This is a genomic window from Saccharopolyspora sp. CA-218241, assembly GCF_050954615.1.
GTDB classification, from domain to species: domain Bacteria; phylum Actinomycetota; class Actinomycetes; order Mycobacteriales; family Pseudonocardiaceae; genus Saccharopolyspora; species Saccharopolyspora cebuensis.
The window spans coordinates 1,280,969-1,305,131 of record NZ_CP191860.1 but is presented as its reverse complement, the minus strand read 5'-3'; the positions used below and the strand labels follow the sequence as shown (position 1 = coordinate 1,305,131).

Sequence of the window (24,163 nt, the reverse complement as noted above, 5' to 3'; positions counted from 1 at the left end):
CATGAGCCAGACCGACGGGATGGGACCCGTCGAGCAGAAGGAGCTGCTCGACGAGGTGGCCACCACCCTCCTCGCCGCCGCGCCCGAGGGGTGGCAGCTCCTCGCGGTCGAGTACAAGTCCATCGGGCAGCACGTGGAGATGGGCGCGGGCGCGCAGGACGCCGCGGGCAACATGCTCGACTGGACCCCGCCGGACGAGGTGCACCCGCTGTTCTGGCGGTTGCGGGTCGGCATGTACGACGGCGGGCTCGGCACCTGGTTCTCGGCGTTCTTCCGGATGAGCCCGCCGGACACCTACGAGATCTACTACAACCGGGACAGCGAGCTGGCGTGGGACGCCACGGACGCCGACTACGCGCAGGAGCAGGAGATGTTCCCGCGCGACGAGGAGAACCTGCCGGACTGGTTGCGCGCCCGGATCAGCTGAGCTCGCGGCCGAGCCGGTCGGCGGTGCGGGTGGTCTCGGGCAGCCGGTGGTGCGGGGCCAGCCGCAGCACCAGCTCGCACGCCGAATCGAGGTCGCAGCGGTGGCCCACCGAGACGAACACCGGTTTGACGCCGCGCCGGGTGCGCAGCGCGCGGCCGACGACCTCGCCGTCGAGCAGCAGCGGGCTGGTGGCGCCGCGCTCCTCGCCCGGCGGGTCGTAGCGGCCCAGCGCGGTCTTGCCGACGCCGATGCTGGGCAGGCCGGTGAGCACCCCGAGGTGGCAGGCCAGCCCGAACCGGCGCGGGTGCGCGAGGCCCTGCCCGTCGCAGACCAGGACGTCCGGTGACGTCGTGAGCCCGTCCAGGGCGCGCAGCAGCGACGGCGCTTCGCGGAAGGCGAACAGCCCCGGCACGTAGGGGAAATCGGCGGTGCCGCGGACCGCGCGGCGGTCCACGGTGGACAACGTCTCGACGTCGAGCACGGTGACCGCGGCGACCAGCCGGTCCGACCCGGGGAGGTAGGCGACGTCGAGCCCGGCCGCGGTCCGCACCGGCGGCAGCGGCCGGTCGGCGCGGACCAGCGGGCGCAACCGCTCCTGGACCGCGACCGCCTCGGCCGCGGTGGTGGGCCGCTCCACGGCTCAGTCGAACCGCGGGTCCTCGGTGCGGGTGCGCTTGAGCTCGAAGAAGTACGGGTTGCGGGCCATCGCGACCGCGCCGTCGAACATCGTGCCCGCCTCCTCGCCGCGCGGGATGCGGGTGATCACCGGGCCGAAGAACGCGACGCCGTCGACGTGCAGGGTCGGGGTGCCGACCTCGTCGCCGACCGGGTCCATGCCCCGGTGGTGGCTGGCCCGCAGCGCCTCGTCGTGCTCGGTGCTGGTCGCGGCCTCGGCCAGCGACGCGGGCAGCCCCACCTCGGCCAGCGATTCCGCGGTGACCTGGGCGAAGTCCCGGTTGCCCTGGTTGTGGATCCGGGTGCCCATCGCGGTGTAGAGCGGGCTGAGCACCTCGTCGCCGTGCTGCTGCGCGGCGGCGATGAGCACCCGCACCGGGCCCCACGCCTGGGCCATCAGGTCCTGGTAGTCGGCGGGCAGGTCGCGGCCCTCGTTGAGCACGGCGAGGCTCATCACCTGGAACCGCAGGTCGATGTCCCGGACCTGCTGCACCTCCAGGATCCACCGGGAGCTGACCCAGGCGAACGGGCACGCGGGGTCGAAGTAGAAGTCGACCTGGGCTTTGGCGGCTGCACTCATCTGGGGACTCCTCGGTCGGCTCGGTTCGAACGCTGCCATTCAACAACAACCCCGCGCCACCCCGCCGTCTTCCCGGTTTCACCGTTCGGACCACCGCCCCGCCGGGTGATCGTGCCGACACGCCGACAGCACGCCGGAGCCGCACGCGCCGGGGCGCGTCGACATGATTTGATGCCTCCGCCGGTGCGGCACACCGGCGAGGCCATTCCCGACGAACAACGAGGTGATCCGTGGCACCGCCGAACCTCACCCGCGAACAGGCCGAGCAGCGCGCGGCGCTGCTCCAGGTCGATTCCTACGTGGTCGACCTCGACCTCTCCGGTGGCGCGGGCGGTCCCGAGGTGGAGACCTTCGGCTCCACCACCGCGGTGCGCTTCCGCAGCGCCGAGGTCGGCGCCGAGACGTGGATCGACCTGATCGCCCCGCGGATCCGCAGCGCCGTGCTCAACGGCATCGAGCTCGACCTCGCCGACTACGACGAGTCGCGCGGGCTGCGGCTGCCCGACCTGGCCGAGACCAACGACCTCGTCATCGCCGCCGACTGCGCCTACACCAACACCGGCGAGGGCCTGCACCGCTTCATCGACCCGGTCGACGGCGGCGTCTACCTCTACAGCCAGTTCGAGACGGCCGACGCGAAGCGGATGTTCGCCTGCTTCGACCAGCCGGATCTCAAGGCCACCTACCAGCTCACCGTCGACGCGCCGGCGAGCTGGAAGGTCATCTCCAACGCCGCGGCCGAGGTCACCGACCTCACCACCGACGTCCGGCGGCACGCCTTCGAGACCACCCGGCCGATGTCGACCTACCTGGTGGCGCTGGTCGCCGGGCCGTACGCGGAGTGGCGCGACGAGTTCCCCGGCGACGACGGCCAGGACCCCATCCCGCTGGGCCTGTACTGCCGCGCCTCGCTGGCCGAGCACCTCGACGCCCAGCGGCTGTTCACCGAGACCAAGCAGGGATTCGCCTTCTTCCACAAGGCGTTCGGCGTGCCGTACCCGTTCGGCAAGTACGACCAGTGCTTCGTGCCGGAGTTCAACGCGGGCGCGATGGAGAACGCCGGCTGCGTGACGTTCCTGGAGGACTACGTCTTCCGCTCGAAGGTCACCGGCTACCTCTACGAGCGCCGCTGCGAGACCGTGCTGCACGAGATGGCGCACATGTGGTTCGGCGACCTGGTCACCATGCGCTGGTGGAACGACCTGTGGCTCAACGAGTCGTTCGCCACCTGGGCCAGCGTGCTCGCGCAGGTCGGCGGCACCGAGTACCGGCACGCCTGGACCACCTTCGCCAGCGTGGAGAAGTCCTGGGCCTACCGGCAGGACCAGCTCCCCTCGACCCACCCGGTCGCCGCCGACATCCCGGACCTGCAGGCCGTGGAGGTCAACTTCGACGGCATCACCTACGCCAAGGGCGCCTCGGTGCTCAAGCAGCTCGTCGCCTACGTGGGGCTGGAGGGCTTCCTGTCCGGGCTGCGGGTCTACTTCCAGCGGCACGCCTGGGGCAACGCCACCCTCAACGACCTGCTGGTCGCGCTGGAGGAGGCCTCCGGGCGGGACCTGTCCTGGTGGAGCGCCGAATGGCTGGAGACCACCGGGCTGAACATGCTGCGGCCGAAGTTCGGCACCGACGAGGACGGGCGGTTCACCTCCTTCGCGGTGCTGCAGAGCCCGGCGCGGCCCGGCGAAGGCGAACTGCGCACCCACCGGCTCGCGATCGGGATCTACGACGACGACCCGGAGACCGGCAAGCTGGTGCGCAGGCATCGGGTGGAGCTGGACGTCACCGGCGAGCGCACCGAGGTCCCCGACCTCGTCGGGGTGCACCGCGGCAAGCTGGTGCTGGTCAACGACGACGACCTCACCTACTGCTCGCTGCGCTTCGACCCCGAGTCGCTGGCGACCCTGATCGACCGGATCGCCGACGTCGAGGAGTCGCTGCCCCGCGCGTTGTGCTGGTCGACCGCCTGGGAGATGACCCGGGAGGCCGAGCTCAAAGCCCGCGACTTCGTCAGCCTGGTGCTGGGCACCTCGTCCGAGGCCGGGATCGGCGCGGAGAGCGAGATCGGCGTGGTGCAGCGGGTGCTGATGCAGACCCAGACCGCACTGGCGTCCTACGTGGACCCGTCCTGGCAGGCGGAGGGCTGGGCGCGCTACTCCGCCCGGCTGATCGAGCTGGCCACCGCCGCCGAACCCGGTTCGGACCACCAGCTCGCCTTCGTCAACTCGCTGACCGGTTCGGTGCTCGACGAGGACCAGGTGGCGGTGCTGCGCGGCTGGTACGACGGCACCGCGCCGCTGGAGGGCCTGCTGGTCGACACCGACCTGCGCTGGCAGCTCCTGCAGGCCCTGGTGGCGCACGGCGCGGCCGACGAGTCGGAGATCGAGGCCCAGCTCGACCAGGACCAGACCGCCACCGGGCGGCGGCGCGCCGAGCGGGCGCGGGCGCTGATCCCGACCGCGGCGGCCAAGGAGCTGGCCTGGAACCGGGCGGTGCACGACGACGAGCTGCCCAACGCGGTCAGCGACGCGATCATCGCCGGGTTCCAGCACCCCGCGCAGCGCGACCTGCTCACCTCGTACGTGGCGCGGTACTTCGCCGAGATCGACGAGGTGTGGCAGCGGCGGTCCAGCGAACGCGCCCAGCCCACCGTGATCGGGCTGTTCCCCTCCTGGGCCGTGCAGGACGACACGGTGGCCGAGGCCGACGCGTGGCTGGCCGGTGAGCACCCGGCGGCGCTGCGCAGGCTGGTGTCCGAGGGCAGGGCGGGGATTGTGCGGGCACTAGCAGCCCGCCAATTCGACCGTTCTTAGTTTGTTGCGCACTCGCCCTGCGTGGCGGTGCGGGTGGCGGAACCTCAGCGGCCTTCTCGCGGTTGAAGGTGTGGTGGTCCCGTTGCTTGGGGGTGCGGGTGGCGGAACCTCAGCGGCCTTCTCGCTCCGGGCGCCCTTCTTGATGGATCGCCAATACACGGCATCAGGGCGTCCTCGCGAGAAGGCCGCTGAGAACCCGCCGCGGTGCCGGTGCCGTGCGTGGGGTACTGCGGAAGCGGCTTTCGCCGCTTGCCTGACGGGGGTTGCTGGTGGCGCGTGCGTTCTGCTGAAGCGGCTTTCGCCGCTTGCCTGGCGGTGGCGGCGCGGGGTGAGCTGGGCTTGGCTTCCCGGTGCGGAGACACGACGGGGCCCGCGAGGTGGTTCGCCTCGCGGGCCTGTGGTCGGGCGGTCAGTGGGCGGAGCGTGCTTCGACTCGGGCGCCGGCTGCGTCGGAGAGCATCCGCAGCCCACCGATCAGCCCGTCGATGAGCTCGTCCTCCTTGAAGGAGGCGACCATGCTCATCGCGGCGAGCTGGCAGCTCCGGTCCGGGATGCGCCGGTACGCCTCCTCGCCGGTGACGATCTCGAACTTGCGCTCCCCCGGCGACACCGCGATCAGCACGCCTTCGGCCGCGCGGGCGCCGAGGGTGGCGTGCATGTCCTCGGCCTGCGCCCGGGAGTCCTCGCCCAGGCCGCCGACGTAGACGGCGAACTCCAGGCCGGTGGTCCGGGTGGACAGCGCGATCGCCTCGTCGACCCGGGCGAGCTGCCCCGGGCTGAACGGCAGCCGGGGGCGGTCCGGCTCGATCCGCCGGGCGATCGAGAGCCGCCCGGTCGGCGTCACCACGCCGCCGGTGTCGTCGCTCTCCTGAGCCGCGAACAGGGCGGCGTCCTCACCACGTGCCACGTGCGCCTCCCCGGGCGGTGCTGGGCTGCTGTTCATCCGGTCCGAGCTCGGACTCCACGTCGGTGACCGGCCCGGCGGCGTTGACCCGCGCGGGATCGGCCACCCAGAACACCGGGGCGAAGTCCCACCCGTCCCCGCGCCGGCGGCGGGGCCGGGCGAGCTTGGGCCACAGGACGATGAGCGTGACCACGGCGTAGACGGCCACCGGGACGACCGCCAGGGCGAGCACAGTCTGCAGGACACTCACGCCCGTACGGTATCCGATGACGTGGCGCACGTCGTCCTCTTCCGGCAGCGGGTCGCCGGTCCACCCCGGAACCGATCGCACCCGGTCGGAACTTCGCGAAGCGGACGCGAATTACCCACGGTCACGAGTCGCCTGTGGTATAACTCACCTCCGATCACTCGTACGGCGGAGCCGTCGCCGTCGAATGGAGTCCATCCAGACGTTTGCAGTCGGCGGCGACTTGGCGGCTTGTTCGGGACCAATTTTGGCCATAGTTTTTCACCTGTATGGGCCTTGCATATTTGATCAACCACGTTCAAGTCGCCGTTCGAATGCAGGAGGCACACCATGTCGATCTTCGAAACCGCCGTCCAGAGCAGCATTCTCACTCTTCCGGTGAATGATCAACCGCTGCGCGACCACGGAGTGCGAATGGCCGGGCCCGAGTCCCGGAGCGGCGTGCGCATCAGCGGGGCGCGGCGCGGCGTCCGAATCAGCGCCCACCAGCGGGGTGTCCGGATCAGCGGTCGGGGACGGGGCGTGCGCATCAGCGGCTCCCGCGGGGTCCGGATCAGCGGGCAGCGCGGCGTCCGGATCAGCGGGGACCACCGCGGCGTGCGGATCAGCGGCTCCGCGGGCGTGCGGATCAGCGGTCAGCACGGGGTTCGGATCAGCGGTTACCGCGGGGTCCGGATCAGCTCGCGGCGCGGGGTGCGCATCAGCGGCCACCACCGGGGCGTGCGGATCAGCGGGGTGCGGCGTGGCGCGGGCGTGCGCTGAGCCGGGCGGGAACCGCTCGGTACCGGGAGGCGGCGCGCGACCCCGCGAGCTGCGGCCCCGGCGCAGCCGCTCAGGCGGCCGAGTCGCCCAGGTACGGGAGCCAGAGCGGGTCCGTCTCGGAGAGCCCGGCGAGCAGCCGCCAGTGCCTGCCGCGCGGCGCCCGCGGCGCGACCGGGAGCTGCCAGCCCAGCTCGCTGAGCGTGCGGTCGGCCTTGCGGTGGTTGCACTTGCGGCAGCAGGCGACGCAGTTCTCCCAGGAATGCGGCCCGCCCTTGCTGCGCGGCACCACGTGGTCGATCGTCTCGGCCCGCGCTCCGCAGTAGACGCACCGGTGCGCGTCGCGCAGCATCAGCGCCGACCGGGTCAGCGGCACGCGCCCCCGGTAGGGGACGCGGACGAAGGTGCTGAGCCGGATCACCGACGGCACCGCCAGGCTCTCGCTGGCGGAGTGCAGCACCTCGCCGGCGGCGTCCCCGTGCACGACCTCGGCCTTCCCGCACACCACCAGCACGATCGCGCGGCGCAGCGGCAGCGCGGTCAGCGGTTCGAAGGTGGCGTTGAGCAGCAGCACCCGGCGCTTGCTCCCGGGGGCTGGCCGGGCGGCCGGTCCGGCGCGCGCGTGACCTGGCACAGCGCGGTCCGGGGGACGAGCCCGTGGGCCGCGCCCCGCGGCGCCGATTGTCGGGTCGGTTGTCGGTCGGGCACGCGACCACCTCCACCGGGTATCGGCCTAAGTCGAACACAGAACCCCGCGCGAATGCACGTGTGATTCGCTGCACCACGTGAACGAGCGGCGAATTGCGGACGCATTCGCGGTGAAGAAAACATGCCCGCGCGCGCATCAGCGGATAAATGATCATTCCGGGTGAATCCCGCCGTTTTCGGTGGGAACGATCTCCGCGAGACCTCGGCTCGATCACCGCGCCCACGTACAGTCGGCGACCGTGACCGACGTTCAACCAGCGAATCTGACCTACCCGCGCGCGCAGCGCGAGGACATCGTCGAAGATCTGCACGGGCACCGGGTGGCCGATCCGTACCGGTGGCTGGAGGATCCCACCGATCCGCGCACCGAGGCGTGGTCGGCGCAGCAGGACGTGCTCGCCCGCGAGAAACTGGAGTCGCTGCCCGGCCGCGACGCGATCACCGAGCGGATGCGGTCGCTGCTGTCGGCCGGCTCGGTGTCGGTCCCGCAGTGGCGGGGCGGGCGGGCGTTCTTCACCCGCCGCGAGGCCGACCAGGAGTTCGCGGTGCTCACCGTGCGCGAACCCGACGGCACCGAGCGGGTGCTGCTGGACGTCACCGCGCTCGACCCGTCGGGGCTGACCACGCTCGACACCTGGTCGCCGAGCCTGGAGGGCGACCTGCTCGCCTACCAGGTCTCGGTCGGCGGCGACGAGGAATCGCTGCTGCACGTGATGGACGTGACCACCGGCGAGCTCGTCGAGGGGCCGATCGACCGCTGCCGCTACTCGTCGATCTCCTGGCTGCCCGGCGGCGAGGAGTTCTTCTACATCCGCAGGCTCGCCCCCGAACTGGTGCCCGAGGGCGAGGAGCAGTTCCACCGGCGCGTCTGGCGGCACCGGGTGGGCGGCGACCCCGAGCAGGACGTGCTGGTGCACGGCGAGGGCCAGGACCACACCTTCTACTACGGCACCACCGTCTCGCGGGACGGCCGCTGGCTGGTCATCGAGGGCAGCCCGGGCACCGCCCGCCGCGACTCGGTGTGGATCGCCGACCTGTCCACCGGCGAGGCCGCCCCGCCGCTGCGCCAGATCGTCGACACCACCGACGGCTACCGTGTCTCGTCGTGGGTGGAGCGCGACGGCCGGCTCTACGTGATGACCACGCTGGACGCGCCGCGCTGGCGGCTGTGCGTGGCCGATCCGCGGCGGCCGGAGCCGGAGCACTGGACCGAGCTGCTCGCCGAGGAGCCCGACTCGGTGCTGGAGGCGGTGCGCTGGTTCGACGACGGCGCGGACCCGCTGCTGGCGGTGCTGCGCACCCGGCACGCGGTGTCCGAGCTGAGCCTGCACCGGCCGTCCGACGGCGCCCGCGTCGGCGACGTCCCGCTGCCGGGCACCGGCCAGATCATCGGCCTGACCACCGTCGACGAGCGCACCGAGCACGACCGGGACCGGCTGTGGATCGGCTGGACCGACTTCGCCACCCCGCCCTGCGTGCACGTCCACTCCCGCGCCACCGGGGAGACCGCCCTGGAGCGCTCCGCACCCGGCGCGGTGGACCTGCCCCGGGTGCGCACCCAGCAGATCACCTACACCTCGTCGGACGGCACGCCGGTGCGGATGTTCCTGATCAGCTCCACCGGCGCCCCGGACCGGCCGCGCCCGGCGCTGATGACCGGGTACGGCGGGTTCTCGCTGTCCCGCGAGCCCGGCTACGCGCCGACCGCGCTGGCCTGGGTCGCCGCGGGCGGCGTGTGGGCGCTGCCCTCGCTGCGCGGCGGCGGCGAGGAAGGCGAGGACTGGCACCTCGCCGGGATGCGGGAGCGCAAGCAGAACACCTTCGACGACTTCCACGCCGCCGCGGCGCACCTCGTCGAGCAGGGCTGGACCACCCCCGAGCAGCTCGCCATCACCGGCGGCTCCAACGGCGGTCTGCTGGTGGGCGCGGCCCTGACCCAGCGCCCCGACCTCTACCGGGCGGTGGTGTGCTCGGCGCCGTTGCTGGACATGGTGCGCTACGAGCGGTTCCTGCTGGGCCGGACGTGGAACGAGGAGTACGGCACGGCCGACGACCCGGAGGAGCTCGGCTGGCTGCTGTCCTACTCGCCGTACCACAACGTGACGAAGCACACGGAGTACCCGTCGGTGCTGTTCACGGTGTTCGAGTCGGACACCCGGGTGGATCCGAACCACGCCAGGAAGATGTGCGCCGAGCTCCAGCAGGCCACGGCCTCCGACCCCGCGCAGCGCCCGGTGCTGCTGCGCCGGGAGACCGAGGTCGGGCACTCGGCCCGTTCGGTGTCCCGTACTGTGGGGTTGGCGACCGACCAGCTCGCCTTCCTCGCGGAGGCGACCGGGCTCGCGGTCGACTGAGGCCCTGCCGGACGTGCCGGGGCTCTCGACGGCGGGCCCCGGCACGCCCGGCAATGGTGCCGCGCGCAGGTGACCTCGGATCTCGTGGGCGGCGGGGCGTTCGCGATACCCGGACGGGTGCGGTCGACCTGCGCCGCTCTGTTGCCGTTTCCCCCGAACGACAGCACGGAGAAAACCCCCGAAGCCATGAACCTGCCGTTACTCACCCAGCCGAGCTGCGTCGAGGAAGTCGGGACCTGGTGCCACACCGTGTGGACCTGGACCGGCAACCACTGGATGGCGATGTACTCCGACCTGCTCATCGCCAAGCCGCTGAACATCCTCGTCATCCTGCTCGTCGCGTTCATCATCCGGTACTTCGTGCACCGCACGATCACCCGGATCACCCGGGGCGGCGGCGGCAAGACGCCGAAGCTGCTCCAGCCGATGAAGGAGCGGCGCGCCGACACGCTGACCGCCGAGCTGCTCTCCGAGCGGCGCAAGCAGCGGGCCCGCACCATCGGCTCGGTGCTGAAGTCGGTGGCGACGTTCGTCATCTTCGGGCTCGCCGTGATGTACGTGCTCCAGGTGCTCAACATCCCGCTCGGACCGGTGCTGGCCTCGGCCGGTGTGCTCGGTGTCGCGGTCTCCTTCGGTGCGCAGAACCTGGTCCGGGACTTCCTGTCCGGGATGTTCATGATGGTCGAGGACCAGTACGGCGTCGGTGACGTGGTGGACCTCGGCGAGGCCATCGGCACGGTCGAGGCGGTGGGCCTGCGGGTGACCACGCTGCGCGACCTCAACGGCACGGTCTGGTACGTCCGCAACGGCGAGATCCTGCGGGTCGGCAACTCCAGCCAGGGCTTCGCCGTCGCGGTGGTCGACTTCCCGATCTCGCACAACAGCGACGTGCAGAAGGCCATCGAGGTGGCCACCCAAGTCGCCACCGAAGCCACCTCGCGCGACCCGCTGGCCAAGGACGTCCTGGAGGCGCCGGAGATGCTCGGCGTGGACTCGATCACCGCCGACACCATCACGCTGCGGCTGACCACCAAGGTCCGGCCCGGTCAGCAGTGGGCGGTGCAGCGGCGGCTGCGGGCCGAGATCAAGCAGGCCTACGACGACGAGGACATCAAGCCGCCCTACCCGTTCGGGCGGCCGGTGCCGCCGACGAGCCCGGCGCAGTGACCGCGACCCGGGGTTGGCTCCGCCGCACCCCGGGCGGCAGACTTCCCCGGGCGTTCGCTGAGAGGATGGTGTGGTGACTTCCGTGGAGACCTTCTACGAACAGGTGGGCGGCGAGGAGACCTTCCGCCGGATCGTCGCCCGCTTCTACCAGGAAGTGGCCGCCGACGAGCTGCTGCGGCCGCTGTACCCGGAGGAGGACCTCGGCCCCGCGGAGGAGCGGCTGCGGCTGTTCCTGGTGCAGTACTGGGGAGGCCCGCACACCTACTCCGACCAGCGCGGCCACCCGAGGCTGCGGATGCGGCACGCGCCGTTCAAGATCGGCCCGGCGGAGCGGGACGCCTGGCTGCGCTGCATGCGGATCGCCGTCGACGAGGAGAACCTGGCGCCGGAGCACCGGGAGCAGCTCTGGAGCTACCTGGAGATGGCCGCGCACAGCATGGTCAACTCCTGGTTCTGAGGGCCTGCCGTGGCACCCGCGGCGGAGGGCGCCGCTCCGCGAAGAACGAGACGACCGCACGGACAGGCACCGAGGAAGGACGCCAACGTGGCAAGGCCCCGCGTCCCCGCACCGCGCCGGGCGTGGTCCACCGCCACCGCTAACACGATGAGGTGGAACACCCCCTGATGTGGCCGGCACGCACTGATCCCTGGTACGCGGATGCGGTGTTCTACCGCATCGGCGTGCGTTCCTTCGCAGACGTCGACGCCGACGGGGTGGGCGACCTCGACGGCTTGCGCGATCGGCTCGGCTACCTCGAACTGCTCGGGGTGGACGCGCTCGTGCTGGCCGGGATCGACCCGGCGGCGGCCGGGCTCACCCGCTTCCTGTCCGAAGCGCGCCACGCCGGTTTCCGGGTGCTGGCCGCCGCCGACGTCGACCCGGCGCGGACCGATCCGCAGCAGGCGCTCGCACCGTGGCTGGAGCACGAGATCGACGGGTTCCACCTGGCTCCCCGGGAGGACCCGCACGGGGCGCTGGCCGACGCGGTCGCGCGGATTCCCGAGCACGTGGTGATCGGCAGCGGCGAGGGTCCGTGGCAGCTCGACTTCAACATCGACCTGCCGATCGCCGGGTTCCACGCCGAAGCGGTGCAGTCGGCCGTCACCCGGGTGCTCGCACCGGGCGGTCGGCGACCGGCCTGGGCGATGGCCAGCCGGGACACCGAGCGCAGCCGCAACGCCGCCGCCCTCACCCCGGTCCGGGCGATGGCCCTGGTGCAGCTCGCGCTGCCCGGTGCGGTGTGCCTGCGCCACGGCGAGGAGCTGGGCCTGCCGGGCAACCAGCGCATCACGATGCCGTGGGAGGGCGAGCACCCGCCGTTCGGGTTCTCCGCCGCCCAGGTCGACTGGTCCACCATCCCGCCGGAGTGGGCCGCTTTCACCGCCGAAACCCAGCTCGAGGACGAGGGATCGACGCTGTCGCTGTACCGGCACGCGATGGAGGCCCGCGCCGCGCACCCCGCGTTCCGCGGCGAGGAGATCGAGTGGTTCGGCGCCCCGGAGGGCTGCTTCGCCTTCCGCCGGGTGGGCAGCACCCTGATCTGCGCGCTCAACACCTCCACCGCCCCGGTCCCGCTGCCACCGGGCGAGGTGCTGCTGTCCAGCCGGCCGCTGGTCGACGGTCAGCTCCCGGTCGGCACGGCCGCCTGGCTGGTGTGACCGCGGGACGGTCCGGGGCCGGGCGTGCGCCGCTCGCCCCCGGGCCGGAGGTCCGGGTGCAGTAGGCCGACCTTCCTCCGGACGGCCGCCGCGGGGCCGGTAGATTCTCCGGGTCCCGCCGCCGAGCGCCCAGGAAGCCATGACCGCCTCCCCACCCGAGCTGACCCCACCGCCGCGGGAGGACGTCCGCACCCGTCGCCTGATCGGCGTCGACATCGCCCGGTTCGTCGCGGTGCTCGGCATGTTCGTGATCCACTTCGGCGCGCCGTTCCTGAGCGGGACGGGCGAGGCGCGGGCCGCGCAGTTCGCCAGCGGCCGGGCGACGGCGCTGTTCACCGTGCTGGCCGGGGTCTCGCTGGCGCTGCTGTCCGGGCGCGGGGCACCGCTGCGGGGGACCGCCCTGCGCACCGCGCGGACCCGGATCGCGGTGCGGGCCGTGCTGCTGGTGGTGCTGGGCATCGCGCTGGCCTGGGCGACCGCACCCGCCGGCTTCCTGCTGACCGTGATCATCCCCTTCTACGGGATGTACTTCCTGCTGGCGGTGCCGTTCGTGGGCCTGGGCGCCCGCGGGCTGGTGATCGCCGCGTCGGTGGCCGCGCTGGTCGGCCCGCAGCTCTCCTTCCTGCTGCGCTCGGGGATGGCGGCCGACACCCCGCTGGCGCTGCTGGTCGACTCGATCAACGCCGTCGACCCGGGACACCTGCTGGCCGCGTCGGGCGTCTTCGACCTGCTGCTGCTCGGGTTCTACCCGGCGGCCTCCTACCTCCCGCTGGTGCTGGCCGGACTCGCGGTGGGGCGGCTGGACCTGCGCTCGGGGGCCGTGCGGCTGCGCCTCGGCCTGGTCGGGACGCTGCTGGCGGTGGGTTCCGCCGCGCTGTCGCAGGCGCTGGTGGAGTGGTTCGGCGTCGACCCGGAGGGCATGGCGCAGGGCGCGGTGCCGGTCGACCACCCGGAGTGGCTGCTGGCGGGCGTCGCGCACAGCGGGACCACGTTCGAGCTGGCCGGTTCCGGCGGCATCGCGCTGGTGGTCCTCGCGATGTGCCTGGAGCTGGCCGACCGCACCGGCCGGGTGCTGCTGCCGCTGGCCTGGGCCGGATCGATGGCGCTGACCCTCTACGCGCTGCACGCCCTGGTGATGACCTGGCAGATCGTGGTCGGCGGCTGGGTCCTCGGCAGCGCCCCGGAGTTCCTGGTGGAGCTCGCGAGCCTGGGACCGGCGATGCCGGAGCTGCCGGACCTGCCCGACTTCCCCCGGGACGGGCACCGGCCGGAAGGCGTCATGGCCTGGGTGCACGCCTCGATGCCGGAGCTGTTCCTGCTGTTCTCGCTGGTCTTCGCCGCGGCCTGGCACCGCCGCTTCCGGCGCGGCCCGCTGGAGGGGCTGGTCAGCGAGGCCGTCGCCCGGGTCACCACCGCCCTCACCCGAGCTCCCGCCGCCGCGGCCCCCGAGGTGCGCGCCGAACGCCACCCCTGACCGCATTCCACCCGGAAGGGTGGTGAGTGAGGGGCACCTTCATCCGGCTAAGTCGGATGAAGGTGCCCCTCACCTGGAAAAAGATCAGCTGATCAGGTGAAGAGGGGGAGCAGGGCGTGCCTGCGGCGCACCACCGCGCCGAACCGGGAGTCCAGCCGGAGCCACGAGTCGGTGGCGCTGACCCGCACGATCTCCTCCTCGGCGGGGCCGCTGACCAGGAAGCCCATGCCGGAGAGCACGAACAGGCAGCGCAGCGGCACCTTCACCTCGTACCCGGAGCCGCTGACCGTGAACACCTCCTGGTCCAGCAGCGAAGCGGGCGGGGTGCCCTTCGGGCCGACGTTCTCCTTGGCCACGTCGATGCCCCGCTCGGCGACCTCGCCGACCAGCCGGGCGGGCAGGTCGTCCACCCGCCGCCAGCCGCCCGGCGGGGGCAGCTCGCTGCGCCACATCAGGTCGCGCGGCGGCCCGGGGTCCATCACCGGCCCGCCGGCGACGGTGAGCGCGGCCAGCAGGTCGCCGCCCGAGACGCTGACGTCGTCGGGCACCACCGAACCGGTCACCGACCGGGTGCACAGGGCGTCGAACGGCGTCGCCGCCCAGACGTCGAGCCGGTCGGTCCCGGCGCGGTTGCGCATCCGCACCACCGCCTGCCCGTCCAGCCGCACCGCCCGGGCGACGAACGCACCCAGGTCCTCGCGCTCGACGGCGTCGTCCATCCGCAGTTCAGGCACGGCCGAGCTCCGGTTCCGGCACCTCGACGCACCACTCGTCGAGGAACTCGCGCTCGTCGGTGGACAGCCGCCGCGGGCGCCCGGCGCGCAGGTCGTAGGGCACCATCAGCGTCTCGGCCGTGGCGACCACCTCGTCGGCGTGCGCGGTGTAGTCGAGCACGAACGACGCGGCCTTGAGCTCGCGCACCGACATCTGCACCTGCAACGTCCCGGACCGGTAGTTCAGCGGGCTGTGGTAGTCGATCACCACCCGCGCCACCACCATCCCCTCCGCCATGCCGAGCAGACCGCGGCGCTCGGCCTCGGTGAACAGCAGCTCGGCCCGGGCCTCCTCCAGCAGCGTGATCGTCCTGGCGTGGTTGACGTGCCCGAACGCGTCCATGTCGGACCAGCGCAACGGCACCTCGGCTACGAACGCGCCCACGACGAGCTCCCCCTTCCGCTGTGCGGTGGGCGCCCGTCCGGACGCCCACGTCCTCACCTGACCATGCTGCGCAACTGCCGCGCCGCCACCGACAGCGTCGCCAGGTCGAGCAGACCCGAATTGGTGATCTGCTCCAGCGACGACCGGGCGCGGGCCAGCCGCGACGCGTTGAGCGACTCCCACCGCGCGATCTTGTCCGCCGGGGAGTCCTCCGGGTCGCTGATCCGCAGCACGTCGGTGGTGATCTCCCGCAGCGACGCGTAGAAGTCGTCCCGCAGCGCCAGCCGGGCCAGCGAGTGCCACCGGTTGCCGCGCTCCAACCCGTTGACCGCCAGCAGCATCCGCTCGACGTCGAGGTGCTCGGACAGCGTGTAGTACAGCTCCGCGCTCTCCTGCGGGCTGCGCTCGGCGTTCACCCCGCCGTCGCGCTCGGCGAGCTCGGCGACCTCGGTGACGTCCAGCAGCGCGTAGGAGTCGAGCAGGCAACCGACCTCCTCGGCGAGCTCGGCGGGCACGCCCTCGGCGACCCACCGCCGCACCTTCGCGTCGACGCCCTCGGCCGCCCGGCCCTGCACCAGCTCGCGCACCGAACCGGCGAGCCCGGCGACCACCGGCCGGAACCGGCTGATCTCGGCGCCGATGGCCAGCGGCTGCGGCCGGTTGGTGAGCATCCAGCGCGCGGCGCGGTCGAGCAGCCTGCGGCTCTCCAGCACCAGCTCATCGGCGACGGAGCTGGGCACCGCACCGGCGAGCGCGTCGATCCGCCGCCACAGCGAGTGCAGGTCGTAGACCGTGGTGACCACCGCGAACGCCCGCACCACGTCGGTCGTGGACGCGCTGATCTCCTCGGACAGCCGGTAGGCGTAGGAGATCCCCGCGCCGTCGACCACCTCGTTGACCAGCATCGTGGCGATGATCTCGCGGCGCAGCGGGTGCGCCGCGATCGCCGCGGCGTAGCGCTCCCGCAGCGGGGTCGGGAAGTAGTCGACGAGCCGGTCGCTGAACGCCTCGGCGTCGGGCAGCTCCCCCGCCAGCACGTCGCGCTTGAGCGCGAGCTTGACGTGCGCCATCAGGGTGGCCAGCTCGGGACTGCTCAGCCCCTCCCCGGTCTTCTCCCGCTCGCGGATCTGCTTGGGCGCGGGCAGCGCCTCCAGCTCGCGGTCCAGCCCGCTGCGCTTCTCCAGCGAGGTGATCTGGCGGGCGTGCACCGGCAGCATCGGACCGGCGTGCGAGCGGGAGACGCCGAGCACCGCGTTCTGCCGGTGGTTGTCCCGCAGCACCAGCTCGCCGACCTCGTCGGTCATCCCGGCCAGCAGCTCGTTGCGCGCCCCGGTGTCCAGTTCGCCGTCGGTGACGAGCTGGTCGAGCAGGATCTTGATGTTGACCTCGTGGTCGGAGCAGTCCACCCCGGCCGAGTTGTCCAGGGCGTCGGTGTTGACCTTGCCCCGGCGCGGGCGAACTCGATCCGGCCGAGCTGGGTGAGGCCGAGGTTGCCGCCCTCGCCGACCACCCGCGCCCGGAGCCGCTGGCCGTCGACCCGCACCGCGTCGTTGGACTTGTCGCCGACCTCGGCGTGGGTCTCGGTGCCCGCCTTGACGTAGGTGCCGATGCCGCCGTTCCACAGCAGGTCCACCGGGGCCAGCAGGATCGCCTTGATCAGCTCCGGCGGGGAGAGCTGCGCCACCGAGTCGTCGATGCCCAGCGCCGCGCGGATCTGCGGGTTCAGCGGGATCGACTTCAGCGAGCGGGACCACACGCCGCCGCCGGTGCTGATCTTGGTCCGGTCGTAGTCGTCCCAGCTCGACCGGGGCAGCGCGAACAGCCTGCTGCGCTCGGCGAACGAGACCGCCGGGTCCGGGTCGGGGTCGATGAACACGTGCATGTGGTTGAACGCCGCGACCAGCCGGATGTGCTCGGACAGCAGCATCCCGTTGCCGAACACGTCCCCGGCCATGTCGCCGATGCCCACGACGGTGAAGTCCTCGCGCTGGGTGTCCACGCCGAGTTCGAGGAAGTGCCGCTTGACGCTCTCCCACGCGCCCTTGGCGGTGATGCCCATCGCCTTGTGGTCGTAGCCGACCGAACCGCCGGAGGCGAAGGCGTCGCCGAGCCAGAAGCCGTAGGAGCCGGCGACGTCGTTGGCGATGTCGGAGAACGTGGCGGTGCCCTTGTCGGCGGCCACCACCAGGTAGGTGTCGTCGCCGTCGTGGCGCACCACGTCCGGCGGCGGCGCGACCGCCCCGCCGACCAGGTTGTCGGTCAGGTCCAGCAGTCCGGAGATGAACATCCGGTAGCAGGCGACGCCCTCGGCGCGCGCGGCCTCGCGGTCGGCCGCCGGGTCACCGGTGGGGACCGGCGGGCGCTTGACCACGAACCCGCCCTTCGCGCCGACCGGCACGATCACCGCGTTCTTCACCGCCTGCGCCTTGACCAGGCCGAGGATCTCGGTGCGGAAGTCCTCCCGGCGGTCCGACCAGCGCAACCCGCCGCGGGCCACCGAGCCGTAGCGCAGGTGCACGCCCTCCATCCGGGGCGAGTACACGAAGATCTCGTACTGCGGGCGCGGTTCCGGCAGCCCCGGGATCTCCTTGGGCTCCAGCTTCAGCGCCAGGTACGGCCGCGACCCGGCGAAGTGGTTGGTGCGCAGCGTCGCCCGGATCAGGCTCAGGTAGGACCGCAGGATGCGGTCGGCGTCCAGGCTGGTGACCTCGTCGATCAGCTTGGTCGCCTCGGCGGTCGCGTCGGCCTCGCGGCCCGCCCGGTCCTCCGCGGCCAGGTTCGGGTCGAACCGCACCTCGAACAGCCTGGTCAGCGCCACCGACGTGGTGCGGTGCGCGATCAGGGTGTCCTCGATGTACTCCTGGCTGTAGGCCACGCCGACCTGGCGCAGGTACTTGGCGTAGGCCCGCAGCACCGACGCCTGCCGCCAGGTCAACCCGGCCCGCAGCACCAGCGCGTTGAACCGGTCCACCTCGGCGTCGCCGAGCCAGGCCGCGCGGAACGCGTCCTCGAAGCGCTGACGCAGCGTGTCCAGCCGCTCCACGCCCTCGCTGTCCAGCAGCCCCGGTTCCAGGCGCAGCCCGAAGTCGTAGAGCCAGCAGCGCTCGCCCTCGGCGGGTTCGATCTCGTAGGGCCGCTCGTCCACGACCTCCACGCCCATGCTCTGCAGCACCGGCAGCACGCGCGAGAGGGTGACCCGGCCACCGGCGACGTAGATCTTGAACCGCCGCTCCCCCGGGTCGGGGTCGCGCGGCGTGTAGAAGGACATCCGCACGTCGCGCGGACCGGTCAGGGACTGCAACCGGCGCAGGTCGATCAGGCCCTCGGCGGCGGTGAAGTCCTCCTTGTAGGCCTCCGGGAAGCTCGCGGCGTAGCGCTGCCCGATCTGGCTGATCGCCTCCGAACCGGTGCGCGCCCGCCGACCGCGGCGGGCGGCCCCCGTGCGCTCCGCCTCGATCCGCTCGACCATCTGGTCGTCCCAGGTGTGGATCGCCTCGGTCAGCCGCTGCTGGATGCGCGCCAGGTCCGGCTCGACCTCGTTCTCCGGGTCGGTGTGCACCACGAAGTGCACCCGGGCCAGCGTCGACTCGCCGACGCGGGTGCTGTACTCCAGCCCGGTGCCGCCGAGCTCCTGGAGCAGCACCTCCTGCATCGCCAGCCGGGAGCTCGTCGTGTAGCGGTCCCGGGGCAGGTACACCAGGCACGAGTAGTAGCGGCCGAACGGATCGCGGCGCAGGAACGGTTTGAGCTTGCGCCGCTCGGCCAGCGCCAGCACCCCGGTGATGGTGCTCTGCAGCGATTCCGAATCGGTGGCGAGCAGCTCGGTGCGCGGGTAGTTCTGGATCTCCTCCAGCATCCGCTGGCCCGAGTAGGATTCCATCGGGAACCCCGCGCGGTGGATGACCTCCCGCACCCGGCGCTCGACCACCGGGATGTCCAGCACGTTCTCGTGCAGCGCCGTGGTGGTGAGCAGGCCGAGGAACCGGTGCTCGCCGGTCACCCGGCCCGCCTCGTCGAAGGTCCGCACGCCGACGTAGAACGGGTGCACAGGCCGGTGCACCGTGGACGGTGCGCTGGCCTGGGTGAGCACCAGCAGGTCGTCCGAGGTGGCGGTGGTGCGGGCGTCCAGCTCGGAGGTCAGGGTCCGCTCGGCGACGACGTCGTTGCGCAGCACGCCGAGCCCCGAGGCCAGCACCGGGCGCAGCGACAGGTCTCCGGACTCGGCCACGAGCTCGTAGTGCCGGTATCCGAGGAAGGTGAAATGTCCCTCGGTCAACCAGCGCAGCAGCTCCGCGCCGTCGCGGACCTCGGTGGCCGGGACCGGCGGGGATCCGGCGTGCAGCTCGTCGGCGAGCGTCCGCGCCGCGGTGAGCATCCGCTCGGTGTCCTCGACGACCTCCCGGACGTCGCTGAGCACGCCCAGCAGGTCGTGCTGGAGGCGGGTGATCCGCTCGGCGTCGACGACCTGGTCCACCTCGACGAACATCCAGGATTCGGTCAGCGCGTCGGCGGGCGGCGCGGCCGGATCGGCCCCCGGCAGCACCTCCAGCAGGTCGCCGGCGAGGTCGCGGCGGACCGAGACGATCGGGTGGATGACCCGCTGCACCTCGGCGACGTCGCGCCCCAGCTCGGCGATCACCGAGTCGACCAGGTACGGCATGTCGTCGGTCACGACCTGCACCACGGTCGCCGGGCTCTGCCAGCCGTCCGTCTCGCGCTCGGGGTTGAAGATCTGCACCACCGGGCGCCCGACGGCGCGGTTCGCCGCGAGCCTGCGGTGCGACCGCAGCGCGCCGACGAGGTCGGCGGGCTCGTCGTCGACGAGTTCCTCGGCAGGGACGTGCCGGTAGTACACCTGCAGCAGCTCGCCCAGCTCCGGCGCGATCTCGGCGGCGCTCGCGAGCAGGCGCTCCTTCACCAGCTCGGGGCTCTCCACGTCACCGGCCGCCGCGGTCACGCCGGGCGACCGGAGTCCGGTCTTCACCTGTCCGGGGTTCGAAGTCATCTTCAGGCAGCTCCACGCTTGACGGCACCTCGTTGTGCCCACACGGCTCCCAGCTTAAGAGGTCCGTCCGGGCCGGATTCGCGGGGCGGGGCGGGTGCGCGGACCGCGCTCGGCGCCTGCGCGCACCCCCGCGCACGGTGACCCCGCGGCGGCGTCCCACGCGGCCGCCCGGGCCGGGGACGGCGGTCGGCGGTCGGCCACCTACGTCGGCGGATTCGGCGCGGTGGAGCCGAAACCGGGCCACCGGTGCCGCGCGTCCGCACCACGGGAATCCGAAGTGGACGAACGCGTCGAGCCGGGTCGGCCGTGCCTGCCGGGCGCTCGGCCATGCTCGGTGCCCTCCCCCCGGCGTCCCGTCTCGTAGGCCATCAGGGCCTCGGTCAGCAGCTCGGCGAGACCGACCTCGGCCCCGGGCTCCCCGGTCGGCAGGTCCACCACGTCCCCCTGCTCGGCAGCCTGCCAGTCGGGGCGCTGTTCGGCCACCAGTTCGGGAGCTTCACCCGTCCGAGCCGGTTCGCCGTCCTCGGGCGGCTCATCCGTTCCCGATCGGGAATGCCGCTGCCCGGACCGCTCCTGCTCGCGCAGCGCCAGGCTAGCGCGGATCTCGGAGAGCGAGCGGCCGCGCGAGCGGCGTCCGCCCTCGGGTTCCTCGGCGCGGAACTGCTGCTCACCCGGCGGATCGGACGGCGCGACGTCCGGCTCCGGCGGCACCGCGATGACCGGCATGATCGTCGTCACGTCGGCGGTATCGCGCCCCGGGCCCCGGTCATCGGCCTCGGCCGACCGGTCCTCGCCGGGCCACGCGCCGGTGGGCTCCGGCTCCGGCGCGGGGCCGGTGACCTCGGGCACCGCGTCCGGCTCGTGCGCGGCCTCGGTCCGCCGAGCACCGCCGACCGCGTCGCGGAAGATCTCCGGACGTCCGGTCAGGGTCTCCATCAGACGGCGCGCGGCGTCCCGGACGCTGAGATCGCTCCGGGAGAGGCCGAAGTCGTCGACCTCGCCGGTCCCGTCGTCCGCCGGGGCGCCGTGCCGACCGGCCGAACCGGGGTCGGCGGCCGTCCCGTGCCGCCCGCGGGCGGGCTCCTCGGCTTCCGGCCACGCGGACTCCGCCGGGTCCTGCCGCACCTCGGACGGCCAAGCGCCGCCCAGGTCCCACCCCGGCTCGGCGGACCCGGCCCCGTCCGCGTCGTGCCTCCCGGACGGGGCGAGATCCTCAGCGGCCGAAGACCGGGCGTGCGCCCACGGCTCGGTGTCAGCCGCACTTCCGCCAGCCGCGCTGGGCGAACCGCCGCCCTCCACGGCACCCGGCGTCCAGGACGCGGCTTCGGCGCGTCTCCGGCGCGCACGGCCCTGCCCGACAGCAGCATCGGCAATGCCGGGCTCCCACGCCGCGGCAGTCCCCGCTCCCCCGGCGTCGTCGCCGTACCGCCCCGGCGAGGGCTCCGCGACGTCCTCGTCCGGTGGCCAGGCGGCGTCCCGGTCCCACCTCCCGGCCGTGCCCGCGTCTCCGGTTCCCCGGCGCGAACCGGGGGAAGGCCTTCCGGTCGCCGAACGGTCGCCCGGCACCGACGCCTCGCCGGGGGCCTGCCCGTACCCGGGAACGCCCTCGGCGCGCGACGCCGCGTCGCCGAACGCCGCCGACCGGGCTGCGGGACCGTGCCGACCGGCTGCCTGCCCGGGGTCCGCGTGTTCCCCGCCGTGCCGACCGCCCGATGCCTCGACGTCCGCCGTGCTCCCGGTGCCGTACCGGTAGGTGCTCTCGCTCGTGGACCTGGCGCGCCGACCACCAGGCTGGTCTTCCGGCGGGGCGACGGCGGGTTCGTACCCGGATCCGCGCCGGCCGGACGTCCACGTGCTCGTCACCGGATCACCCGGCTGCTCGGCAGGGGTTCGGCGGCGCGCCGGTGCCTCCGCCGGGAGCTCCTCCGGCCACGCCTGCTCGTCGACGGGCTCCCGCGATCGGCCTTCGGCCGTCGGCCACGCGTGCTCGGCCAGGTCGTCGACGCGGCCCGGTAAGCGCTCCCCGCCTTCCGCCGCGCCGTCGCGCTCGCCCGCGGGCGCACGGCGCGCCGCCCGCCCGGTGTCCTCCCCCGCACGGCCGGGGCCGCGGGTGTCGGTCCCCGGGTCCGGCACGGCCGCGCGGCGGCGGCCTCGCGCCGCGGACTCGGTCACCTCGGACCGCGCCTGCGGGACCTCCGACCGGTCCGCACGACGACGACCACCCGCCCCCGGGTCCACGGCTCCGAACTCCGGGTGCGCCTCCTCCGGCCGGGCCGCGCGGCTGCGGTCGCTCACCGCGGACTCGACCGCCTCCGGCCACGCCTGCGGAAACTCCGGCGACCGATCCGCGCGACGACGACCGCCCGCAGCGGGTCCCGCGGCTTCGGACTCCGCGCGCGGGTCGTCCGGTTCGGCGCGGCGGCGCCCACCGCCGCGCGCGGGCTCCGGCGTCCACGCCCCGCGGACCTCGTACTCCACGGTGCCGCGACCGCCGGGGGCCGGGAGATCGTGCTTGCTCCCGACCGCGCCGTCCGAGCCACCGCGGGGGCCGGGCACCTCCGGGCGGGGGCGTGCTGGCTCCCGCTCACCGCGGGTGCCCGCGTGCGCGGCGCGCGCCGCCCTGGTGCCGGACTGCACCGCGGCGGCGGCCTCGGCCCGCGCGACCGACGCCGCGTCATGCGCGCCGCCTCGGGAGACCCCGGTGCGCGCGTCGTCCGCGACGGCACCGGCCGGGACGGATGCGGCCGCTTCCGGCGCAGTTCCGGGGCTCTCGTCGGCCGAGGCGTCCACTTCCCGCTGATCGTCGGTCGCGAGCGCGGCGGTCGGCTCAGCCCCGGGTGTGGCGTTCGGCTCGGCTCCGGACACAGCAGTCGGCCCGGCCCCGGACGCGGCGGACGGCTCAGCTCCGGACGCAGCGCTCCGCCCGACCCCGGACGCGGCAGTCGACTCGCCCCCGGACGCAGCGCTCGGCTCGCCCCCGGACGTAGCGGATGGCTTGACCCTGGGCGCAGCGCTCAGCTCGGCCCCGGGCGTAGCGGCTTGTTCGACCCCGGGCGTAGCGGTCGGCTCGGCCCCGGGCTCGGCGGTCGGCACCGCCGCCGGCTGTTCGGCCGCCCGAGCGGTGCCGCCGACCACGGCGGCGAGGGCCGTGACGGCCGCGTCGTCGGCCAACGCCGGGAACGCTTCGAGCAGCCGGACCCGCGCGCTGTGCACGGCGGCCCGCCAGCGCCGGTCGGCGGCGTAGGCGGAGCGCAACGCCGTGAGCGCCGCCGGGAAGTCCTCGCAGCGCTCGTGGGCCTGCGACAAGGCGTTGAACGCCTCGGTCAGCACCGCGTCCTGCTTGTGCCGGTCGGCGATCGCGGCCGTGTCGTTGAGCACCCGCACCGCCGCGTCGTGGTCGTCCTCCGGCAGGTGGACGCGGGTGCTGATGGCGAGCCCCAGCCAACCGACCGGGCCGGCCGCCGCCGCGCGCACCGGTCGGGACAGCACGGCGTCGGCCACCCGCACCGCCTCCGCGCGCCGGCCCAGTTCGAACAGGGCGTGGACGCGCTCCAGCACCAGTCGCGCGCGGTGCTCACCGCTGTCGGCGTCCGGGTCGCCGAGCCGGTCGAGCTGGTCGAGGCCCTGATCGACCACCTCGACGGCCTTGTCGAACTCACCCTGCCTGCGGTGGTGACCGGCGCGGGCCGCGCGCACCCGGGCCCGGACCAGCCGGAGCTCGTCGCGGGTCAGGTCGATCGACTCGTACAGCCGCTCGGCCTCGTCGAGCGCGTCGAGGCGCTCGACGTGCTGCCGCGACGCGGGCAGCGAGGAGGCCATCGCGAGCAGCGCGTGCGCGCGCACGGCGGGCTCGATGCGTTCCCGGCGCAGCACCGGGCGCAGCACCCGCGCCGCGACCTCGTGGCTGTCGGCGGCGCGGGCGCACCACGCGAGCTCGACGCGCAGCCGCCCGCCGATCTCCTCGTCCCCCGCCGCCTCGGCATCCCGGACCGCGGTCAGGGCGCGGTGGGTCACCGCCACGCCCCGACCCAGCCGGTTCGAGCAGAAGATCGCCAGCGCCTCGGCCTGCAGCCGGGCGCCGCGGTCACCTGTCCGCCTCGCGAGCGCGACCGCGCGATCACCGAACACCAGCGCGAGCTCCGGAACCCGCCAGCACATCTGCTCAGCGGGTTCCAGGAGTTCGTGCGCCGAGCCGGTGCGAGGTGAAACCTGCACGCTCGCCAAGGCGCCTCC

Annotated in this window: 16 protein-coding genes and 1 pseudogene; 8 read left to right on the top strand and 9 right to left on the bottom strand. The window is 73.3% G+C overall.

The annotated features are described in order from the left end of the window. Nucleotide 1: 1 nt before the first annotated feature. A complete protein-coding gene (locus tag ACQP0T_RS06425; RefSeq protein ID WP_433871742.1) occupies nt 2-427 on the top strand; it encodes a hypothetical protein in 426 nt (141 codons plus the stop codon). On the opposite strand, the gene ACQP0T_RS06420 is transcribed toward ACQP0T_RS06425, so the two are convergent. Beyond that, nucleotides 420-1,064, bottom strand: coding sequence for an endonuclease V (locus ACQP0T_RS06420; RefSeq protein ID WP_433871741.1), 645 nt, complete (start codon nt 1,062-1,064; stop codon nt 420-422). The two genes, ACQP0T_RS06425 and ACQP0T_RS06420, sit on opposite strands and share 8 nt — an antisense overlap. 3 nt (nt 1,065-1,067) lie before the next feature. Next, nucleotides 1,068-1,682 (bottom strand): mycothiol-dependent nitroreductase Rv2466c family protein, encoded by a 615-nt coding sequence (locus tag ACQP0T_RS06415; protein ID WP_433871740.1) that lies wholly within the window; start codon nt 1,680-1,682, stop codon nt 1,068-1,070. A 230-nt stretch (nt 1,683-1,912) separates the two neighbouring features. On the opposite strand from ACQP0T_RS06415, the gene pepN reads away from it, so the two are divergent. Further along, nucleotides 1,913-4,495 (top strand): aminopeptidase N, encoded by a 2,583-nt coding sequence (gene pepN / locus ACQP0T_RS06410; RefSeq protein WP_433871739.1) that lies wholly within the window; start codon nt 1,913-1,915, stop codon nt 4,493-4,495. Nucleotides 4,496-4,904: 409 nt separating this feature from the next. Here pepN and ACQP0T_RS06405 read toward each other — a convergent pair whose 3' ends face one another. Both ACQP0T_RS06405 and ctaJ read right to left on the bottom strand, forming a co-directional pair. Further along, entirely contained in the window at nt 4,905-5,402 is a 498-nt protein-coding gene (locus ACQP0T_RS06405; protein ID WP_433871738.1) for a DUF5130 family protein, read from the bottom strand. Next, nucleotides 5,389-5,649, bottom strand: coding sequence for an aa3-type cytochrome oxidase subunit CtaJ (ctaJ, locus tag ACQP0T_RS06400; protein ID WP_345364515.1), 261 nt, complete (start codon nt 5,647-5,649; stop codon nt 5,389-5,391). The genes ACQP0T_RS06405 and ctaJ overlap by 14 nt, the downstream gene beginning before the upstream one ends. A gap of 411 nt (nt 5,650-6,060) precedes the next feature. Here ctaJ and ACQP0T_RS06395 point away from each other — a divergent pair, with 411 nt between their 5' ends. Beyond that, nucleotides 6,061-6,408 carry a hypothetical protein gene (locus ACQP0T_RS06395; RefSeq protein WP_433871737.1) on the top strand — a complete coding sequence of 116 codons (348 nt, stop codon included), beginning with the start codon at nt 6,061-6,063 and terminating at the stop codon, nt 6,406-6,408. Between the two features lie 70 nt (nt 6,409-6,478). Here the strand turns inward: ACQP0T_RS06395 and ACQP0T_RS06390 are convergent, their stop codons facing one another. Then, nucleotides 6,479-6,979: an HNH endonuclease gene (locus ACQP0T_RS06390; protein WP_433871736.1), complete on the bottom strand. Its 501-nt coding sequence runs from the start codon at nt 6,977-6,979 to the stop codon at nt 6,479-6,481. A 373-nt stretch (nt 6,980-7,352) separates the two neighbouring features. Between ACQP0T_RS06390 and ACQP0T_RS06385 the strand changes: the two genes are divergently transcribed. From ACQP0T_RS06385 to ACQP0T_RS06365, 5 genes are all read left to right on the top strand, one after another. After that, on the top strand, nt 7,353-9,467 hold the full coding sequence (locus ACQP0T_RS06385; RefSeq protein WP_433871735.1) for a prolyl oligopeptidase family serine peptidase: 2,115 nt from the start codon (nt 7,353-7,355) through the stop codon (nt 9,465-9,467). Nucleotides 9,468-9,653: 186 nt separating this feature from the next. Then, nucleotides 9,654-10,634: a mechanosensitive ion channel family protein gene (locus ACQP0T_RS06380; RefSeq protein ID WP_345364509.1), complete on the top strand. Its 981-nt coding sequence runs from the start codon at nt 9,654-9,656 to the stop codon at nt 10,632-10,634. Nucleotides 10,635-10,707: 73 nt separating this feature from the next. Further along, the gene (locus tag ACQP0T_RS06375; RefSeq protein WP_345364507.1) at nt 10,708-11,091 is read left to right on the top strand and encodes a globin; all 384 of its coding nucleotides are present in this window, start codon (nt 10,708-10,710) and stop codon (nt 11,089-11,091) included. Between the two features lie 224 nt (nt 11,092-11,315). Next, nucleotides 11,316-12,293 carry a DUF3459 domain-containing protein gene (locus tag ACQP0T_RS06370; RefSeq protein WP_433871734.1) on the top strand — a complete coding sequence of 326 codons (978 nt, stop codon included), beginning with the start codon at nt 11,316-11,318 and terminating at the stop codon, nt 12,291-12,293. A gap of 139 nt (nt 12,294-12,432) precedes the next feature. Further along, nucleotides 12,433-13,767 (top strand): heparan-alpha-glucosaminide N-acetyltransferase domain-containing protein, encoded by a 1,335-nt coding sequence (locus ACQP0T_RS06365; protein WP_433871733.1) that lies wholly within the window; start codon nt 12,433-12,435, stop codon nt 13,765-13,767. Nucleotides 13,768-13,859: 92 nt separating this feature from the next. Here the strand turns inward: ACQP0T_RS06365 and ACQP0T_RS06360 are convergent, their stop codons facing one another. The 4 genes and pseudogenes from ACQP0T_RS06360 to ACQP0T_RS06345 form a co-directional block, all read right to left on the bottom strand. After that, the gene (locus tag ACQP0T_RS06360; RefSeq protein WP_433871732.1) at nt 13,860-14,501 is read right to left on the bottom strand and encodes a hypothetical protein; all 642 of its coding nucleotides are present in this window, start codon (nt 14,499-14,501) and stop codon (nt 13,860-13,862) included. After that, a complete protein-coding gene (locus ACQP0T_RS06355; protein WP_433871731.1) occupies nt 14,494-14,925 on the bottom strand; it encodes an acyl-CoA thioesterase in 432 nt (143 codons plus the stop codon). The genes ACQP0T_RS06360 and ACQP0T_RS06355 overlap by 8 nt, the downstream gene beginning before the upstream one ends. Nucleotides 14,926-14,978: 53 nt before the next feature. Further along, nucleotides 14,979-19,930: pseudogene (locus ACQP0T_RS06350) on the bottom strand (NAD-glutamate dehydrogenase). A 201-nt stretch (nt 19,931-20,131) separates the two neighbouring features. Then, nucleotides 20,132-24,145, bottom strand: a complete 4,014-nt coding sequence (locus ACQP0T_RS06345; RefSeq protein ID WP_433871730.1) for a hypothetical protein — start codon at nt 24,143-24,145, stop codon at nt 20,132-20,134. Nucleotides 24,146-24,163: the final 18 nt, after the last annotated feature.

Bases quoted from the DNA above. Each gene is read 5' to 3' on its own strand.
- ACQP0T_RS06425 (WP_433871742.1), top strand. From the start codon at position 2: ATGAGCCAGACCGACGGGATGGGACCCGTCGAGCAGAAGGAGCTGCTC.
- ACQP0T_RS06415 (WP_433871740.1), bottom strand. From the start codon at position 1,682: ATGAGTGCAGCCGCCAAAGCCCAGGTCGACTTCTACTTCGACCCCGCG.
- ACQP0T_RS06380 (WP_345364509.1), top strand. From the start codon at position 9,654: ATGAACCTGCCGTTACTCACCCAGCCGAGCTGCGTCGAGGAAGTCGGG.
- ACQP0T_RS06395 (WP_433871737.1), top strand. From the start codon at position 6,061: ATGGCCGGGCCCGAGTCCCGGAGCGGCGTGCGCATCAGCGGGGCGCGG.
- ACQP0T_RS06365 (WP_433871733.1), top strand. From the start codon at position 12,433: ATGACCGCCTCCCCACCCGAGCTGACCCCACCGCCGCGGGAGGACGTC.